Here is a 16,848-nt window from a genome sequence, read left to right as displayed (position 1 = left end):
TCGGCGCGCACGTGCTCGTCGGTGTCGAACAGCACGATGCCCTTGCGCGTCTTCACTTCGACCGGAACGATCTGTTCCTTGAAACGGCCTGCCGCGATGGCGGCCGCCGCGCGCTGCTGGCTGGTGGCGGCCAGTTCGTCCTGCTGCTCGCGCGTGATGCCGTAGCGCGCGGCCACGTTCTCGGCGGTGATGCCCATGTGGATCTTCTCCCACGGGTCGTGCAGGATGCCGAGCATGTAGTCGATCAGCACCGCATCGCCCATGCGCGCGCCGTAGCGTGCCGAAGAGTCGAAGTACGGGCCGCGGCTCATCGACTCCGAGCCACCGCCGATGGCGATGTCGCAATCGCCCAGCGCAATGGCCTGCGCCGCCGACACGATGGCCTGCAGGCCCGAGCCGCAGAGGCGGTTGACGTTGAAGGCCGGCGTCTCGATGGGGCAGCCCGCATCGATGGCGGCCACGCGGCTGAGGTACGCGTCCTTCACGTCGGTGGGAATCACGTTGCCCATCACCACATGGCCGATGGCGTCGGCCGCAACGCCGCTGCGCTCGATGGCGGCCTTGACGGCGGTGGTGGCCAGCTGGGTGTTGGGCACATCCTTCAGCGCGCCGCCGAAGGTGCCGATGGCGGTGCGGGCGGTGCCGACCACGAAGATGTCGCGTTGGGTCATGGAAACGTCTCTCCTGGATGAAAGCGCACCGCCGACAACGGCGGGCGCAGGAGGACGATTTTGACGGCGAACGGCGCGGCGGGCTGTCGCCTGCGGGTGATCGCCGGTCAGACGCGGCAGGTCAGCCGCGAGAAACCGATTTCGGCGAGACGTCGGTCACGTCGCCGGCGCTGCCGCGAATGCGCTCAGGGCGCACCACCGACTCCCCGCGCGCACGCGCGCTGACCACGTCGGCCGCCGTCGGCTCGGCCGGCGATGCCGCATGGCGAAAACGGTCGAAGCCCGAGCGCGGGTTGAAGCGCCCGCCCATCGAAGCGACCCAGGGCGTCACGGGCTTGCCCGTGAGACGCCCCCAGGCGTAGCGCACGCCCCACACGACCGCCAGCAGCATGACCGCGACGGCCAGGCTGGCCGCAAAGACCAGCCCCAGGAGCAGAAGAATGACGCGAAAAATAAAGTTCATCATCCGACTTTAGGCCGGGACGGCCGCCAATGGTTCCCCTGCCCTGGTGAACGAGAACTGGCCGGGCGAACGGATCGGGTCGGTGTTGACCTCGATCGTGTCCTTCGGACCGAAGCTGCCGTCGAGCAGCAGCCTCGAGAGCGGGTTCTCGATGCGCTGCTGGATGGCGCGCTTGAGCGGTCGCGCGCCGAACACCGGGTCGAACCCGACCTTGGCAATCTCGGCCAGCGCCGCCGGCGACACCTCGAGCCCCAGGTCCATCTTCGCCAGCCGCGCCTTCAGCACCTTGAGCTGGATCGCAGCGATCGATTCGATGTTCTTCGCGTCGAGCGCGTGGAACACGACGGTCTCGTCGATGCGGTTCAGGAACTCGGGGCGGAAGTAGTTCTTCAGCTCGTCCCACACCGCTTCCTTGATCTCTTCGGAAGGCTGGCCCACCATGGCCTGGATGATCGGCGAACCGATGTTGCTCGTCATCACGATCACCGTGTTCTTGAAGTCCACGGTGCGGCCCTGGCCGTCGGTGAGACGGCCGTCGTCGAGCACCTGCAGCAGTACGTTGAACACGTCCGGGTGCGCCTTCTCGACCTCGTCGAGCAGCACCACGCTGTAGGGCTTGCGGCGCACGGCTTCCGTGAGGTAGCCGCCCTCCTCGTAGCCCACGTAGCCCGGCGGCGCGCCGATCAGGCGGGCAACCGAATGCTTCTCCATGAACTCGCTCATGTCGATGCGGATCAGGTGGTCTTCGCTGTCGAACAGGAAGCCCGCGAGCGCCTTGCACAGCTCGGTCTTGCCCACGCCCGTGGGGCCGAGGAACAGGAAGGAGCCGGTCGGGCGGCCCGGGTCCGACAGGCCCGAGCGCGAGCGGCGGATCGCGTTGGCGACCGCGCCGATGGCCTCGTCCTGGCCGACCACGCGCTCGTGCAGCCTGTCTTCCATCACGAGCAGCTTGTCGCGCTCGCCCTGCATCAGCTTGGCGACCGGAATGCCGGTGGCGCGCGCCACGACCTCGGCGATTTCCTCGGCGCCCACTTGCGTGCGCAGCAGCGTGGGCGCGCTGGACTTGCCCTTGTTCGCCTCGCTCTCCTCGGCCTCGCGCAGGCGCTTCTCCAGCGCCGGCAGCTGGCCGTATTGCAGCTCGGCGAGCTTGTTGAAGTCGCCCTTGCGCTTCCATTCCTCGATCTGGAACTTGAGCTTGTCGATATCCTCGCGAATCTTCGCGCTGCCTTGCGCCTGTGCCTTCTCGGCCCGCCAGATCTCGTCGTAGTCGGCAATCTCCTTCTGCAGCTTGGTGATCTCGCCCTCGATCAGGCCGAGGCGCTTCTGCGAGGCTTCGTCCTTTTCGCGGCGGACGGCCTCGCGCTCGATCTGCAGCTGGATAAGGCGGCGGTCGAGGCGGTCCATGACCTCGGGCTTGGAGTCCATCTCGATCTTGATCTTGGCCGCGGCCTCGTCGATCAGGTCGATGGCCTTGTCGGGCAGGAAGCGGTCGGTGATGTAGCGGTCGGAGAGTTCCGCCGCGGCCACGATGGCCGGGTCGGTGATCTGCACGCCATGGTGCACTTCGTACTTCTCCTGCAGGCCGCGCAGGATGGCGATGGTGGCTTCGACGCTCGGCTCGCCCACGATGATCTTCTGGAAGCGGCGCTCCAGCGCGGCATCCTTCTCGATGTACTTGCGGTATTCGTCGAGCGTGGTGGCGCCCACGCAATGCAGTTCGCCGCGTGCGAGCGCGGGCTTGAGCATGTTGCCCGCATCCATCGCGCCCTCGGCCTTGCCGGCGCCGACCATGGTGTGGAGCTCGTCGATGAAGACGATGGTCTGGCCTTCGTCCTTGGCGAGTTCGTTGAGCACGGTCTTCAGGCGCTCCTCGAACTCGCCGCGGAACTTGGCACCGGCCAGCAGCGCGGCCATGTCGAGCGACAGCACGCGCTTGCCCTTGAGCGACTCGGGCACCTCGCCCGCGACGATGCGCTGCGCGAGGCCCTCGACGATGGCGGTCTTGCCCACGCCGGGTTCGCCGATGAGCACGGGGTTGTTCTTGGTGCGGCGTTGCAGCACCTGGATGGCGCGTCGGATTTCCTCGTCGCGGCCGATGACCGGGTCGAGCTTGCCCAGGCGGGCACGCTCGGTGAGGTCCATGCAGTATTTCTTGAGGGCTTCGCGCTGGCCTTCGGCATCGGCGCTGTTCACGCCCTGCCCGCCGCGCACGGCGTCGATGGCCGACTCGAGCGACTTGCGGCTCAGGCCGTTTTCCTTGGCGATTCGCCCGATGTCGGACTTGCTGTCGGCCACGGCCAGCAAGAAGAGTTCGCCCGCAATGAACTGGTCGTTGCGCTTGATGGCCTCTTTCTCGGTGGCCTGCAGCAGCTTGCCGAGCTCGGGGCCGACCTGCACGATGTCGTGGCCCTGCACTTGCGGCAGTTTCTTGATGGCGGCTTCGGCCGCCTGCACGAGGCCCGGCACATTGACACCGGCACGCTCCAGCAGGGCGCGGGGGCCGTCGTCCTGACGCAGCATCGCGACCAGCAGGTGGGCCGGTTCGATGTAGGCGTTGTCGGCGCCGAGCGCGAGCGACTGGGCATCGCCCAGCGCTTCCTGAAATTTCGTTGTGAGTTTGTCTTGTCGCATGGTGGTATTCCTGCACTCAAAATAGGACTGTTCGGCCGCGATTCAAGGGCGGTCGGGCGCTTCGGGCACGGCTATTGCACCCCTGCCTGCTCATTTCTATCGAATGGAGTCGATCATGGTTTTTTCAATGCGGCGCGTTCTTCCGGTGCGCCGGGCGCTCGGCCTGGGCCTCTTCTTTGTAGCGGCGATGGGGCTCTCCGGCCTTGCGCAGGCGCAAGGCAGCACGCCCATCCGCCTGCTGGTCGGCTTTCCGGCCGGCGCCGGCTCGGACGCCATTGCACGCACATTGGGCGAAAAACTCAAGGACGTGCTGGGCGTGCCGGTGGTGGTGGAGAACCGCGCCGGCGCGGGCGGCCAGATCGCCGCGACGGCGCTGAAGTCGTCGCCCGCCGACGGCCACACGCTGTTCCTCTCGCACGACCACACCATCTCGATCCTGCCCCAGGTGGTGAAGAACCCCGGCTTCAACCCCGCCACCGACTTCGTGCCCGTGGCCGGCTTCGCCACCTTCGCCAACGTGCTGGCTGTCTCGGGCGGCACACCGGCCAAGAGCATCGACGAGTATGTGAAGTGGGTCCGCACCCAGCGCGGCGGCAAGGAAACCATCGGCATCCCGGCGCCTGCGTCGATTCCCGAATTCCTCGTGAAGATGATCTCGGACAAGTACAAGATCGACGTGCAGCCCGCGCCCTACCGCGGCAGCGCACCGATGACGGCCGACATGCTGGGCAACCAGATCACCGCGGGCATCGCCTCGGTGCCGGACTTCATCGAGAACCACAAGGCGGGCAAGGTACGCATCGTGGCCTCCATCGGCGCCAAGCGCCAGGCGGTGCTGCCGAACGTGCCGACCTTCACCGAACTCGGCTTCTCGAACCTGGAAGACCTGCCCTACTACGGCATCTTCGCGCCGGTGGGCACGCCGCAGCCGATCATCGACAAGTACGGCGATGCGCTGCAGAAGGTGCTGGCGATGCCCGACGTGAAGCAGAAGCTGACGACGATGGGGCTGAGCGTGGCCTATGAGCCGCAAGGCCAGTTCGCAGGCCGCGTGCGCACCTACACGCAGACCTGGGAACGCATCATCCAGTCCACCGGCTTCAAGCCGCTTTAAGCGTTCGGGGCCGTGATGCCCCAGCGCGCCAGCGCCGCGTCATCGCTGACGCGCGCATCGACCCAGCGGGCGCCTTCGGGCGTCTGTTCCTTTTTCCAGAACGGGGCCTGGGTCTTGAGGTAGTCCATCAGGAACTCGCAGGCCTCGAAGCTCTGGCCGCGGTGGGCCGAGACCACCGCCACCATCATGATCTGGTCCAGCGGCTGCAAGAGGCCCACGCGGTGGATCACGCGTGCCCCAAGGATGTCGAAGCGCTTGTGCGCCTCGTCGATCATGGCTTCGATGGCCTTCTCGGTCATGCCGGGGTAGTGCTCCAGCTCCATCGAGGCGATGGTGCTGCCGTCGTTGCGATCTCGCACGGTGCCGACGAAGCTGCAGACCGCGCCCACGCGTTTGTCGCCGGCACGCAACGCGGCGACCTCCTGCCCGAGGTCGAAATCGGCTGTCTGGATCGAAACACGCGCAACGCTCATCTCCGGATTGTGGCATCGCGCTAGACTGCTGCAATGCCCTGCCTCGCCACGCTCTTCACAGTGCCTTCGCACTCCGAAAGCGGCTGTGCGCGCCAGGGCAGCAAAGCCAAAAAACCAAAGCTCGTCTGACCGGAGCTGCGGTTCCGTCGTCGGATGAGCGACGGAACCTGCAAAGGCCTTGGCCACGATTGGGTTGCGCGCGCATCGAACGACGGTTCTTTTCCATCGGTCGATTCCTCAAAGGAAGCTCGCGTGCCGCAATCGTCAAACCCCTCCGCCCATCCCGATTTCTCGGGCCTCTGGATTCCTCTTGTCACGCCGTTTCGCAGCGGCGCCGTCGACCATGCCGCGCTGTCGGCGCTGACACGCCGGCTTGCCGATGACGGCGTGGCCGGCTTCGTGGTCTGCGCCTCGACGGGCGAAGCCGCCGCGCTCGATGAAGCGGAACAGTTGGCCGCGCTCGACACGGTGCAAGCTGCCGCCGACGGGCTGCCAATCATCATGGGCTTGTCGGGGTACCACCTGGGCAAGACGACGGCCTGGGTACGGCGACTCGCCGAACGGCCCCTCGCGGGGCTGCAGGTGCCCGCGCCGCACTACATCCGGCCATCGCAAGCCGGCCTGCTCGAATGGTTCCGCGCCATTGCCGACGCCAGCGCCGTGCCGGTGCTGGTCTATGACATTCCCTACCGCACCGGCGCGACCATTGCGCGCGAAACACTACTGACCCTCGCCGAGCACCCCCGCATCCGCGCCATCAAGGATTGCGGCGGCGACATGGCCAAGACGCGCGCCGTGATTGCGGACGGCAGGCTTCAGGTGCTGTCCGGCGAAGACCACCAGATATTCAGCACGGTGGCCGAAGGCGGCGTGGGCGCCATTGCAGCGAGCGGCCATGTGCAGACGCGGCGCTTTGTGCAGGTGCTGCGCCTGCTGGCCGACAACCGGCTTGCGGAAGCGCGCGCCGAATGGCAACCGCTGCAGCCGTTGATAGAGATACTGTTTGCCGAACCGAACCCGGCGCCGCTCAAGGCGCTGCTGGCGCACGATGGATCGATGAGCGACGAGTTGCGTTCGCCGATGACCCGCGCATCCGATGCGTTGCGCGACCGGCTGGTAGAGCTGAACGCTCGGCTCAGCCGCCCGTAACGGGCGGAAAGAAGGCGACTTCGGCGCCGTCGCGCAGCGCGGCCGCCTCGTCGCTCATGACCTGGTCGAGCGCCATGCGAACGGCCTTGCCGCGTGCAAGGGCCGTGGCGTATGGCCCGCCGCGGGCAATCAGCTCGTCGCGCAGGGCTGCCAGCGTGCCGGCGCCGGTTTCAATGGTTTCGCCGCCGGTGGCGAGTGCCTCGCGCACGGAGGCGAAATAACGGATCTGGACCTTCATGGAGGATGTGCCTCAGGCCAGCAGCGAGGCCAAGGGGATGAACTTCACCGTGTCGCCGACCTTGATGGTCTGGCCGGGCGGGTTGTCGATGACACCATCGCCCCACACCATCGACGTCAGCACGCCCGAGCTCTGGTTGGCGAACAGGTCGAGTCCGCCGGCCGCGTTGCGCCGTGCGCGCAGGAATTCGCGGCGCTTGTCGGCGCGCGGCCAATCGAAGTCGGCGCGCATCGGCACACCCTCAGGCGCCACGCGTTCGGCACCCTGCAGCGTCAGCAGGAAGGGGCGCACGAGCATCAGGAAAGTCAGGAAGCTCGACACCGGGTTGCCGGGCAGTCCGGTCACATGGCAGAGGCCCTGCCCGTTGCTGCGCGCGATCGAGCCATAGGCGAAGGGCTTGCCGGGCTTCATCGACAGCGACCAGAGCTGCAGCTCGCCGAGCGACTGCAGTGCGGCGCGGATGTGGTCTTCCTCGCCGACGGAGACGCCGCCGGTCGTGATGATCAGGTCGCTGGTCTCGGCCGCATCGCGCAGCGCCGCGATGGTGGTCTCGCGGTTGTCGGGCACGATACCCAGGTCGTTCACCTCGCAGCCGAGCCGATGCAGCAAGGCGCGCATGAAGAAGCGGTTGGAGTTGTAGATCGCGCCGGGCTTCATGGCGTCGGGGGCGACCTCGCCGGGCATCACCAGTTCGTCGCCGGTGGACAGCATCGCCACGCGCGGCTTGCGGGCCACCTGCAGCTTGTGGAAGCCGACGCTGGCCGCGAGGCCGAGCGCAGCGGGTGTGAGGCGTTCGCCCTTCTTGAGCACGACGTCGCCGGAGGCCACGTCTTCACCCGCGCGGCGAACCCATTGGCCTGCTGCGGGAACGATCGCGATGCGCACCGAACCCAGGCTGCCTTCCTGCGGCGTGGCGGCCGTGTCTTCCTGCATCACGACGGCGTCGGCGCCCTCGGGAATCTGCGCGCCGGTGAAGATGCGGGYCGCAGTGCCGGCCGCGAKCGGCGTGCCCACGGTGCCGGCGGGAATGCGCTGCGCCACCTGCAGCACGGCGCCCGGCGCGGCGCAATCGGCCACGCGCACGGCATAGCCGTCCATCGCGCTGTTGTCGCGCGGCGGCACGGTGAGGCCGGAGACGAGATCCTGCGCGAGCACGCGGCCGTCGGCGTCGAAGGTGACGACGCTTTCGGCGGTGAGCTTCGGTTCGGCCTTGGCCAGCAGTTGCGCGATCGCCTCGTCGAGCGGCATCAACGGGGGCCGCGAGGAAGACGCGGAGAACGGAACGGGAGAGTCAGCCATGGTGTTCCGGGTTGTACTCGAAACGCTCACCCTGGGCGATCAACCACTGCGCGATGGCCTCGGCATCATTGAGGTCGAACAGCGGCCGTTCGGTGGGTGCCGGCAGGCTGGTGGGCGCGTCGGTGGCAATGGCGGTGACGAAAGGGTCACCGGTGTAGAGCGCGGGCCGCAGCGGTTCGCCAGCATCGGGCAGGCGCCAGACCTCGATCTTGAGCACGTCGCTGTGCCGGAAGCCCTCGACCAGCACCCAGTCGGYGGCCGGGTGCAGTTCGGCCAGCAGCTGGTGCACCGTGAGCTCGACCGGTTGCTCGAACTCGCGCATCAGCGCGAGGCGCTTGTCGGAGGCGACGACCACCTCGAAGGCGCCGGCTTCCCGGTGGCGGTAGGTGTCCTTGCCGGGATGGTCGATGTCGAACTTGTGGTGCGCATGCTTGACCACCGAGACGCGCTGGCCGAGCTGCTTGAGCACGGGGATCAGCTTCTCCACCAGCGTGGTCTTGCCCGCGCCCGAATATCCGGCGAAGCCGACGACTTTCATGCCGGACGGCCCACGGCTTCAGTCACAGTTCTGGGCGATGTAGGCCTTGACGGCCTCGGCGTCCGCCGGCAGCTTGACCACGCGCTTGGGCAGCGCCTCGATGCCCTCGAATTTCGCCGGCCGCGTGGGCTCGTGGCCCAGGGCTTCGACGATCGTGGCTGCGAACTTGATCGGCAGCGCGGTTTCGAGCACCACCATCGGCACGCCCGGCGCGATGTGTTCGCGCGCGGCCTTGAGGCCATCGGCCGTGTGCGGATCGACCAGCGTGGCAAAACGCTTCTCGGTGTCGCGGATGGTCGCAAGGCGATCGGCGTGGGTGCTGCGGCTGCTCTTGAAGCCGAAGCGTTCCRCTGCCTGCTTGAAGGCGGGGTTGCCGCTCAGGTCGAAGCGGCCTTCGCGGCCCAGATCGTCCACGAACAGCGAACGCAGCTTGGCTGCATCGCGCCCCACCAGGTCGAACACGAAGCGCTCGAAGTTGCTGGCCTTGCTGATGTCCATTGAAGGGCTCGAGGTCTCGTGCGTGTCGGCCGCCGCGCGCACGCGGTAGATGCCGGTGCGGAAGAACTCGTCGAGCACGTCGTTCTCGTTGGTGGCAACCACGAGCGTCTGTATCGGCAGCCCCATCATGCGCGCCACATGGCCCGCGCAGACATTGCCGAAATTGCCCGAGGGCACGGTGAAGTTCACCGCCTTGTCGTTGCTGGCCGTGGCCTGGAAATAACCGGCGAAGTAGTAGACCACCTGCGCGAGCAGGCGCGCCCAGTTGATCGAGTTGACCGTGCCGATGCGGTACTTGCGCTTGAAGCCCAGGTCGTTCGACACCGCCTTGACGATGTCCTGGCAGTCGTCGAACACGCCGGTGATCGCGATGTTGTGGATGTTCTCGTCCTGCAGGCTGAACATCTGCGCCTGCTGGAACGGGCTCATGCGGCCGTCCGGCGAGGTCATGAAGACGCGCACGCCCTTCTTGCCGCGCATCGCGTACTCGGCCGCGCTGCCGGTGTCGCCGCTGGTGGCGCCGAGGATGTTGAGCTCCGCGCCGCGGCGGCCCAGCTCGTACTCGAACAGGTTGCCCAGCAGCTGCATCGCCATGTCCTTGAAGGCCAGCGTGGGGCCGTTGGACAAGGCTTCGATGTACACGCCGTCTTCGAGTTCGCGCAGCGGCACGATCTCGTCGGTGCCGAACACTTCGGCGGTGTAGGTCTTCGCGCAGATCGCCTTCAGGTCGGCCGGCGGAATGTCGTCGATGTAGAGCGAGAGGATCTCGAAGGCCAGCTCGGCATACGGCAGCGCACGCCATTTGGCGAGCGTGGCGGTGTCGATCTGCGGGTACTTTTCCGGCAGATAGAGCCCGCCATCGGGCGCGAGGCCTTCGAGAAGGATTTCGCAGAAACGTTTGCGGTCGGGGTGGCCGCGGGTGCTCAGGTAGTTCACGGTATGTCTCTTGTGCCGTCCTCAGGACAGCTCTTCCTTGCGAATGCGCACGATCGGCTCCAGCACGGTGGGCAGCGCCTGCAGCTCGGCCAGCACGTCGTTGACAGTGCCTTCGCGCGCGTCGTGCGTGAGGATGATCAGGTCGGTCTGGGTGGAGCCCTCGCCGCCCACTTCGTCGGCTTCGCGCTGCAGCACCGCGTCGATGCTGATGCCGGCGGTGGCGAGCAGGCCCGTCACCTTGGCGAGCACGCCGGCCTGGTCGGCCACGCGCAGGCGCAGGTAGTAGCTGGTGACGACCTCGGTCATCGGCAGCACCTTCAGGTCGCTCATCGCGTCGGGGTGGAAGGCCAGGTGCGGCACGCGGTGCGCGGCGTCGGCCGTGTGCAGGCGCGTGATGTCGACCAGGTCGGCGATCACCGCGCTGGCGGTCGGCTCGCTGCCGGCGCCCTTGCCGTAGTAGAGCGTGGTGCCGACGGCATCGCCGTGCACCACCACGGCGTTCATCGCACCCTCGACATTGGCCAGCAGGCGCTTCGACGGCACCAGCGACGGGTGGACCCGCAGCTCGATGCCCTTGGCCGTGCGCTTCGTGATGCCCAGCAGCTTGATGCGGTAGCCGAGCTGTTCGGCGTACTTGATGTCCTGCGCGGCGAGCTTGGTGATGCCCTCGATGTGGGCCTTGTCGAACTGCACCGGAATGCCGAAGGCAATGGCGCTCATCAGCGTGACCTTGTGGCCGGCGTCGACGCCTTCGATGTCGAAGGTCGGGTCGGCTTCGGCGTAGCCGAGGCGCTGGGCTTCCTTGAGCACGGTGGCGAAATCCAGCCCCTTGTCGCGCATCTCGGAGAGGATGAAATTGGTGGTGCCGTTGATGATGCCGGCCAGCCACTGGATGCTGTTGGCCGTGAGGCCTTCGCGCAGCGCCTTGATGATCGGAATGCCGCCGGCCACCGCGGCCTCGAAGGCCACCATCACGCCCTTGGCGTGCGCGGCCGCGAAGATTTCGGTGCCGTGCACGGCGAGCAGTGCCTTGTTGGCGGTGACCACGTGCTTGCCAGCCGCGATGGCTTCGAGCACGAGTTGCTTGGCGACGCCGTAGCCGCCGATCAACTCGATGACGATGTCGATGTCGGGGTTGGCGATGATGGCGCGCGCGTCGTCGACCACCTTCACGCCTTCGCCGACCACTGCGCGGGCGCGCGCCACGTCGAGGTCGGCCACCATGGTGATCTCGATGCCGCGGCCGGCGCGGCGCTTGATTTCTTCCTGGTTGCGCTGGAGCACCTTGAAGGTGCCGCTGCCGACCGTGCCGATGCCGAGCAGGCCTACTTGGATGGGTTTCATTGGGAGATTCGCGTTCATGGTTTGGATGGGGTGGCCGTCGGCGCAGTCACGACGCGGCTGACGTAGCGGGGCAGGCTCCAGGCGCCGCCGGCAAACCCGCGGCACATGCCGTCGCCGGCAGCGCCGGTGCGCACGAAGTCCTTGCCGTTGAAGTGCCAGGTTTCGCTCGACCAGCAGTCGCCGATGCCGCGGCCCTTCATGGCCGAGGTGATGCTGGCTTCTTTTTCATCGAAATCGCCGTTCGCCTCGATCGACACCGGCGCATACGGTGGCTTGTCGCTGGCGATCCAGAGCAGGCTCGAGTAGTTGTAGGCGCCCATGCCGCAGCCCAGGGACAGCAGCACCTTGCGGTCGCTCAGGCGCGAGACGGTCAACGCCTTGGCGTTGATGTCGTCGCGGTTGTTGCACTGCTCCTTGGCGTCACCCATGTCGAGCGACGGGAAGATGCGCGCGGCCAATGCAGCGTCGCCGGGGCGCGCCTTCGGCGGCTTGACCACGTTCACGACGGGGGCCGGCACCGGGGGCAGCACGGAAGACTCCGGTTTGCTGCCACGCCGCACCAGCGCACCGGGTGTCCCGACGCGGCCTTGCGCTTCGTCCATCTTCAACAGCACCGCGTTGAGGCCGGAGAGAGACAGCGTCCACTTCTTGCCGCCGCCCGTCACGGCAGCGTCGTCGCTCTTCAGCAGTTCCGGCAGGAGGGTGCGGACCTGGTCCGCACCGAGCTTCACGCTGTCTCCATCGAGACCGGAAACGGTGGCCTTGCCGACCTTGAGACGCAGTGGCCCCTTGACCTCGCCCTCACCGCCGATCTGCAGTTCGACGTCGATGGCCGTGCCGGGCCCCGCGGCGCGGGTGATGAGCATCGACACCGGATCCGAGGCCCCGCTCTCCGACTGGTAGCCCGCTGCGCGGCAGGTGCGCGTGTTGTCGCAGGCCACCTCCCAGTCGTTGTGCGAGAACGCGACAGGGTCCTTCCCGGCGGCACCGGCGGACAGCGCGGCGAGCGAAAGCGCCGCAGCGATGCAGGCGGATTTCATGGCACCGTCTTGCGGCGCAAGCGGTACTGCTCCAGGAACTTCGCGATGCGGTTGATGGCCTCGCGCAGGTCGTCTTCATGGGGCAGGAACACGATGCGGAAGTGGTCCGGCGTGGCCCAGTTGAAGCCGGTGCCCTGCACCAGCATCACCCGGGTTTCCTTCAGCAGTTCGAGGAAGAACTGGCGGTCGTCCTCGATGGGGTAGACCTCCGGATCGAGCTTGGGAAACATGTAGAGCGCCGCGCTGGGCTTGACGCAGCTCACGCCCGGAATGGCCGTGATCAGTTCGTAGGCCAGGTCGCGCTGGCGGCGCAGGCGCCCGCCGTCGCCCACCAGGTCGTTGATGCTCTGGTAGCCGCCGAGCGCCGTCTGGATGGCCCACTGGCCCGGCACGTTGGCGCACAGGCGCATGTTCGAGAGCATGTTCAGGCCCTCGATGTAGTCCTGCGCGGCCCGCTTGTCGCCGGAAACCACGAGCCAGCCGGCGCGGTAGCCGCACGAGCGGTAGCTCTTGGAGAGCGAATTGAAGGTGAGCGTGAGCACATCGGTCGACAGGCTGGCGATGGCGGTGTGCCTGGCGCCGTCGTACAGCACCTTGTCGTAGACCTCGTCGGCAAAGATCACGAGGCCGTGCTCGCGCGCAATGGCGACGATGCTCTTGAGCAGCGCGTCGGAATAGAGCGCGCCCGTGGGGTTGTTCGGGTTGATGACCACGATGCCCTTGGTGCGGGGCGTGATCTTGGCGCGGATGTCGTCCAGATTGGGCATCCAGCCGCTGGCCTCGTCGCACAGGTAGTGCACCGGCGTGCCGCCCGACAGGCTCGAGGACGCGGTCCACAGCGGGTAGTCGGGGGCCGGCAGCAGCATTTCGTCGCCGTCGTTGAGCAGCGCATTGGTGGCCATCGCGATCAGTTCGCTGGCGCCATTGCCGAGGTAGATGTCGTCGAGCGTGACGCCGGCAATGCCCTGTTTCTGGGTTTCGTGCATCACCGCCTTGCGCGCGGCGAAGACGCCCTTGCTGTCCGAATAGCCCGCCGAGGTGGGCAGGTTGCGGATCATGTCCTGCTGGATTTCCTCGGGCGCATCGAAGCCGAACACGGCGAGATTGCCGATATTGAGCTTGATGATCTTCTGGCCGTCCTCCTCCATCTGCTTGGCGGCATCCATGATCGGGCCGCGGATGTCGTAGAGAACGTTGGCCAGCTTGGCCGATTTCTTGAGCTGCTTCAAAGGGGCCCTCCCGGGCGGGTGTATTCGAAGGTCAAAGGCCCTTGCAGGCCTCGTGTCACTAGGGAAAACCTATAATTTGACCACAGTTCCCAGTGCCCCGATGAAGCTCCAGCCCGACAAATCCGACGCCCAGTCCCTCACCGCACACGGCCCCGGTTGGGTCGCGATCAACAACGAAAAGGTCGAGGGCAGCGTGGTGGTCGGCTCGCGCGGCGAGCGTTTCGAGTGGAATTGCACCCGTTTCGACGAGCTCGGCCCCGAACACTTTGCGCAGTTGGCGTCATTGGGGGCCGAGCTGATCATTTTCGGCAGCGGAACCCGCATCCGGTTCCCGCAGCCCGCCTGGCTCCAGCCCCTGATGGCGCAGCGCACGGGTGTCGAGACCATGGACACCCCGGCGGCCTGCCGGACCTACAACATTCTGGCCGGCGAAGGCAGGCACGTGATCGCCGCCCTGCTGGTCGAGAGCCCGCCGGCCGACTGAGAGGGGTGTTTTCGGGGTAAAATAGCGGGTTGCGAACAGGCCAGCTACCCCAAAGTTAGCAACGACCAATCCTCCGTGCATCGAGTGTGCCCAAAAGAACTCGATCCATGGAATCTAACGGAGAAAACAAGTTTCATGGCGATCGTTGTCAACAAACCCATTCCTGAATTCGACGCCAACGCCACGGGCGGCCTCAAGGTCTCGAATACCTCGCATCTCGGCCACGTGCTGGTCATGTATTTTTACCCGAAAGATAACACTCCGGGTTGCACAACCGAAGCAATGCAGTTTCGCGACCGCTACAAGGACTTCGAAAAGGCCGGTGCCACGGTCTTCGGCGTATCCCGCGACAACATGAAGTCGCACGACGAGTTCAAGGCCAAGCTCGAGCTGCCCTTCGAGCTGATCGCCGACACCGAAGAAAAAATGTGCCACATGTTCGGCGTGGTCAAGAACAAGATCATGTACGGCAAGAAGGTCAAGGGCATCGAACGCAGCACCTTCCTGATTGGCGCCGACGGCATCCTGAAGGCCGAATGGCGCGGGCTCAAGGTTCCGGGTCACGTCGATGACGTGCTCAAGGCAGTCAAGGCGCTCAAGAAGTCCGCCTGACCGCAGCAAGAAGCGCCGGGTGCGCGCTTTTGCGTCTTTGCGTGGGGAATGCCCAACGCAGCGCGTAAAAGAGCCCCTGGCGTGTCATCTGCGGTGTGCATAATGGCCTCATGCCGTTGAGCTCCACGACCGCATCCCCCGAACAAAGCCGCCTTGGTCTTCAGGCGGCTTTTTCGTTTTCTGGTTTCCACTTCCTGCGAGCGATCTGACACATGCCATTGCCCCCCGCCCCCACGAAACGCGCCGCATTGCTCTCGCCGGATGCGCTCGACGCGCCCGCCCGGTCCTCGCACAGGGGCTCGCGCCGTTCCGGCGACCAGCGCGCTGACGAGGCCGCCCCGAACAGGCCGCAGCCGCTGGAGCTGTTCGACAGCCTGGGCTCCGAGGCGGCGGGCGGCGGCGAGACCGCGCGCCCGTCGCGCCGGGCCAGGTCACGGACGGCGCCCGCACCCGCGAGCGCCCCGCAGCAGCCTCAAGTCGCCATACAGGTCGAGACCAGGGTCCCCACGACCCCCGCCCCGGCCTATGCACCCGCCGCCGCGGCACCGCAGGCCGCGGCACGACCCAAGCGCAGCAAATCCATCGGTCCGGCCAAGCTGTTCGTGCTCGACACGAATGTGCTGCTGCACGACCCGATGTGCCTGTTCCGCTTCGAGGAACACGACATCTTCCTGCCGATGATCGTGCTGGAAGAGCTCGACGGCCACAAGAAGGGCACCACCGAAGTCGCGCGCAACGGCCGCCAGACCAGCCGCACGCTCGACGCGCTGGCCGGCGCCCAGGATGCCGACATCGACAAGGGCCTGAAGCTCGACACCACCGGCCATCGAGAGGCCGGCGGCCGGCTGTTCTTCCAGACCGCCCCGCTCGACTACTCGCTGCCGATCAGCCTGCCCCAGGGCAAGGCCGACAACCAGATCCTCGGCGTGGTGCATGCGCTGCGCGACGAGTACGCCAAGGACCGCCCCGGCAAGCCGAAACAGGAAGTGGTGCTGGTGTCCAAGGACATCAACATGCGCGTCAAGGCGCGTGCGCTGGGCCTGGCCGCCGACGACTACCAGAACGACAAGACGCTGGAAGACGGCGACCTGCTCTATGCAGGCTCGCTGGCGCTCCCACCCGACTTCTGGACCCGCCAGAGCAAGACGGTCGAAAGCTGGCAGAGCGGCAGCAACACCTTCTACCGGATCAGCGGTCCGCTCGTGCCCAACCTCTATATCAACCAGTTCGTCTTCTTCGAGGCGCCCGGTGAGCCGAGCATGTACGCGCGCGTCACCGAGATCCGCGACAAGACCGCGGTGCTCAAGACGCTCAAGGACTACAGCTCGGGCAAGAACGCGGTGTGGGGCGTGAACACGCGCAACCGCGAGCAGAACTTCGCAATGAACCTGCTGATGGACCCCGAGGTCGACTTCGTCACGTTGACCGGCACGGCCGGCACCGGCAAGACGCTGATGGCGCTGGCATCGGGCCTGACACAAGTGCTCGACGACCGCCGCTACACCGAGATCATCATGACCCGCGCGACCGTGAGCGTGGGCGAGGACATCGGCTTCCTGCCCGGCACCGAGGAAGAGAAGATGGGCCCGTGGATGGGCGCACTCGACGACAACCTCGAGTTCCTGGCCAAGGGCGATGGCGGCGGCGCCGGCGAATGGGGCCGCGCGGCCACCAACGAGCTGATCCGCAGCCGCATCAAGGTCAAGAGCATGAACTTCATGCGCGGTCGCACCTTCCTCAACAAGTACGTGATCATCGACGAGGCGCAGAACCTGACGCCCAAGCAGATGAAGACGCTGATCACCCGGGCCGGGCCGGGCACCAAGATCATCTGCATGGGCAACCTCGCGCAGATCGACACGCCGTACCTGACGGAAGGTTCCTCGGGCCTCACTTTCGCGGTCGACAAGTTCAAGGGCTGGCCGCACGGCGGGCACATCACGCTGGCGCGCGGCGAACRCTCGCGGCTGGCCGACTTCGCGAGCGACGTGCTCTAAGCTGTCAACTCGCGGCCATCAAGCCCGCGCATGCTCCCAGGGGCATCGCGGGCTTTTTTCCGCCCGCGATGACAGGCTCCTGACAAGACGTTGTCAGGAGACGGGCCGCACCATCAGGGCTCCTTCCAACGC

General features: G+C 66.4%; 16 protein-coding genes. 5 read left to right on the top strand and 11 right to left on the bottom strand.

The window, feature by feature from the left end; genetic code table 11:
- The 3 genes from AC1DXX_RS30740 to clpB form a co-directional block, all read right to left on the bottom strand.
- Positions 1-671: thiolase family protein (locus AC1DXX_RS30740; RefSeq protein ID WP_478137990.1), on the bottom strand; the 671-nt coding region annotated here is incomplete at its 3' end.
- Positions 672-792: 121 nt separating this feature from the next.
- The gene (locus AC1DXX_RS30735; RefSeq protein WP_478137989.1) at positions 793-1,134 is read right to left on the bottom strand and encodes a hypothetical protein; all 342 of its coding nucleotides are present in this window, start codon (positions 1,132-1,134) and stop codon (positions 793-795) included.
- A gap of 9 nt (positions 1,135-1,143) precedes the next feature.
- Positions 1,144-3,765 carry an ATP-dependent chaperone ClpB gene (gene clpB / locus AC1DXX_RS30730; protein WP_478137988.1) on the bottom strand — a complete coding sequence of 874 codons (2,622 nt, stop codon included), beginning with the start codon at positions 3,763-3,765 and terminating at the stop codon, positions 1,144-1,146.
- A 115-nt stretch (positions 3,766-3,880) separates the two neighbouring features.
- On the opposite strand from clpB, the gene AC1DXX_RS30725 reads away from it, so the two are divergent.
- Complete coding sequence (locus tag AC1DXX_RS30725; RefSeq protein WP_478137987.1) at positions 3,881-4,879, top strand: Bug family tripartite tricarboxylate transporter substrate binding protein; 999 nt, start codon at positions 3,881-3,883, stop codon at positions 4,877-4,879.
- Here AC1DXX_RS30725 and AC1DXX_RS30720 read toward each other — a convergent pair.
- Positions 4,876-5,352: a molybdenum cofactor biosynthesis protein MoaE gene (locus AC1DXX_RS30720; protein WP_478137986.1), complete on the bottom strand. Its 477-nt coding sequence runs from the start codon at positions 5,350-5,352 to the stop codon at positions 4,876-4,878. The two genes, AC1DXX_RS30725 and AC1DXX_RS30720, sit on opposite strands and share 4 nt — an antisense overlap.
- A 153-nt stretch (positions 5,353-5,505) precedes the next feature.
- On the opposite strand from AC1DXX_RS30720, the gene AC1DXX_RS30715 reads away from it, so the two are divergent.
- Positions 5,506-6,501, top strand: coding sequence for a 4-hydroxy-tetrahydrodipicolinate synthase family protein (locus tag AC1DXX_RS30715; protein WP_478137985.1), 996 nt, complete (start codon positions 5,506-5,508; stop codon positions 6,499-6,501).
- Here the strand turns inward: AC1DXX_RS30715 and AC1DXX_RS30710 are convergent.
- The 7 genes from AC1DXX_RS30710 to AC1DXX_RS30680 are packed head-to-tail and all read right to left on the bottom strand — an operon-like array spanning position 6,488 to position 13,623.
- Positions 6,488-6,739 (bottom strand): MoaD/ThiS family protein, encoded by a 252-nt coding sequence (locus tag AC1DXX_RS30710; protein ID WP_478137984.1) that lies wholly within the window; start codon positions 6,737-6,739, stop codon positions 6,488-6,490. The two genes, AC1DXX_RS30715 and AC1DXX_RS30710, sit on opposite strands and share 14 nt — an antisense overlap.
- Positions 6,740-6,751: 12 nt before the next feature.
- Complete coding sequence (locus AC1DXX_RS30705; RefSeq protein ID WP_478137983.1) at positions 6,752-8,038, bottom strand: molybdopterin molybdotransferase MoeA; 1,287 nt, start codon at positions 8,036-8,038, stop codon at positions 6,752-6,754.
- Complete coding sequence (gene mobB / locus AC1DXX_RS30700; RefSeq protein ID WP_478137982.1) at positions 8,031-8,576, bottom strand: molybdopterin-guanine dinucleotide biosynthesis protein B; 546 nt, start codon at positions 8,574-8,576, stop codon at positions 8,031-8,033. The genes AC1DXX_RS30705 and mobB overlap by 8 nt, the downstream gene beginning before the upstream one ends.
- Before the next feature lie 18 nt (positions 8,577-8,594).
- Positions 8,595-10,010 carry a threonine synthase gene (gene thrC / locus AC1DXX_RS30695; protein ID WP_478137981.1) on the bottom strand — a complete coding sequence of 472 codons (1,416 nt, stop codon included), beginning with the start codon at positions 10,008-10,010 and terminating at the stop codon, positions 8,595-8,597.
- Positions 10,011-10,031: 21 nt separating this feature from the next.
- Positions 10,032-11,354, bottom strand: coding sequence for a homoserine dehydrogenase (locus tag AC1DXX_RS30690; RefSeq protein WP_478137980.1), 1,323 nt, complete (start codon positions 11,352-11,354; stop codon positions 10,032-10,034).
- 14 nt (positions 11,355-11,368) lie between these two features.
- On the bottom strand, positions 11,369-12,394 hold the full coding sequence (locus AC1DXX_RS30685; protein WP_478137979.1) for a DUF1176 domain-containing protein: 1,026 nt from the start codon (positions 12,392-12,394) through the stop codon (positions 11,369-11,371).
- Positions 12,391-13,623: a pyridoxal phosphate-dependent aminotransferase gene (locus AC1DXX_RS30680; RefSeq protein WP_478137978.1), complete on the bottom strand. Its 1,233-nt coding sequence runs from the start codon at positions 13,621-13,623 to the stop codon at positions 12,391-12,393. Before AC1DXX_RS30680 ends, AC1DXX_RS30685 begins: the two co-directional genes overlap by 4 nt.
- A gap of 100 nt (positions 13,624-13,723) precedes the next feature.
- On the opposite strand from AC1DXX_RS30680, the gene AC1DXX_RS30675 reads away from it, so the two are divergent.
- The 3 genes from AC1DXX_RS30675 (at position 13,724) to AC1DXX_RS30665 (ending at position 16,716) form a co-directional block, all read left to right on the top strand.
- The gene (locus AC1DXX_RS30675) at positions 13,724-14,107 is read left to right on the top strand and encodes an Mth938-like domain-containing protein (RefSeq protein WP_478137977.1); all 384 of its coding nucleotides are present in this window, start codon (positions 13,724-13,726) and stop codon (positions 14,105-14,107) included.
- Positions 14,108-14,242: 135 nt separating this feature from the next.
- Positions 14,243-14,719, top strand: a complete 477-nt coding sequence (locus tag AC1DXX_RS30670) for a peroxiredoxin (protein ID WP_286507466.1) — start codon at positions 14,243-14,245, stop codon at positions 14,717-14,719.
- Positions 14,720-14,931: 212 nt separating this feature from the next.
- Positions 14,932-16,716: a PhoH family protein gene (locus AC1DXX_RS30665; RefSeq protein WP_478137976.1), complete on the top strand. Its 1,785-nt coding sequence runs from the start codon at positions 14,932-14,934 to the stop codon at positions 16,714-16,716.
- Positions 16,717-16,848 lie beyond the last annotated feature (132 nt).

Source organism: Variovorax sp. P4_B10, from assembly GCF_056402375.1.
The sequence above is the reverse complement of the archived record's forward strand: the minus strand, read 5'-3'. Positions and strand labels throughout refer to the sequence as shown.

Excerpts from the sequence above, each read along its gene's own strand:
- AC1DXX_RS30735 (WP_478137989.1), bottom strand. The coding sequence starts at position 1,134 with ATGAACTTTATTTTTCGCGTCATTCTTCTGCTCCTGGGGCTGGTCTTT.
- clpB (WP_478137988.1), bottom strand. The coding sequence starts at position 3,765 with ATGCGACAAGACAAACTCACAACGAAATTTCAGGAAGCGCTGGGCGAT.
- AC1DXX_RS30725 (WP_478137987.1), top strand. The coding sequence starts at position 3,881 with ATGGTTTTTTCAATGCGGCGCGTTCTTCCGGTGCGCCGGGCGCTCGGC.
- AC1DXX_RS30720 (WP_478137986.1), bottom strand. The coding sequence starts at position 5,352 with ATGAGCGTTGCGCGTGTTTCGATCCAGACAGCCGATTTCGACCTCGGG.
- AC1DXX_RS30715 (WP_478137985.1), top strand. The coding sequence starts at position 5,506 with ATGAGCGACGGAACCTGCAAAGGCCTTGGCCACGATTGGGTTGCGCGC.
- AC1DXX_RS30710 (WP_478137984.1), bottom strand. The coding sequence starts at position 6,739 with ATGAAGGTCCAGATCCGTTATTTCGCCTCCGTGCGCGAGGCACTCGCC.
- AC1DXX_RS30690 (WP_478137980.1), bottom strand. The coding sequence starts at position 11,354 with ATGAAACCCATCCAAGTAGGCCTGCTCGGCATCGGCACGGTCGGCAGC.
- AC1DXX_RS30685 (WP_478137979.1), bottom strand. The coding sequence starts at position 12,394 with ATGAAATCCGCCTGCATCGCTGCGGCGCTTTCGCTCGCCGCGCTGTCC.
- AC1DXX_RS30675 (WP_478137977.1), top strand. The coding sequence starts at position 13,724 with ATGAAGCTCCAGCCCGACAAATCCGACGCCCAGTCCCTCACCGCACAC.
- AC1DXX_RS30670 (WP_286507466.1), top strand. The coding sequence starts at position 14,243 with ATGGCGATCGTTGTCAACAAACCCATTCCTGAATTCGACGCCAACGCC.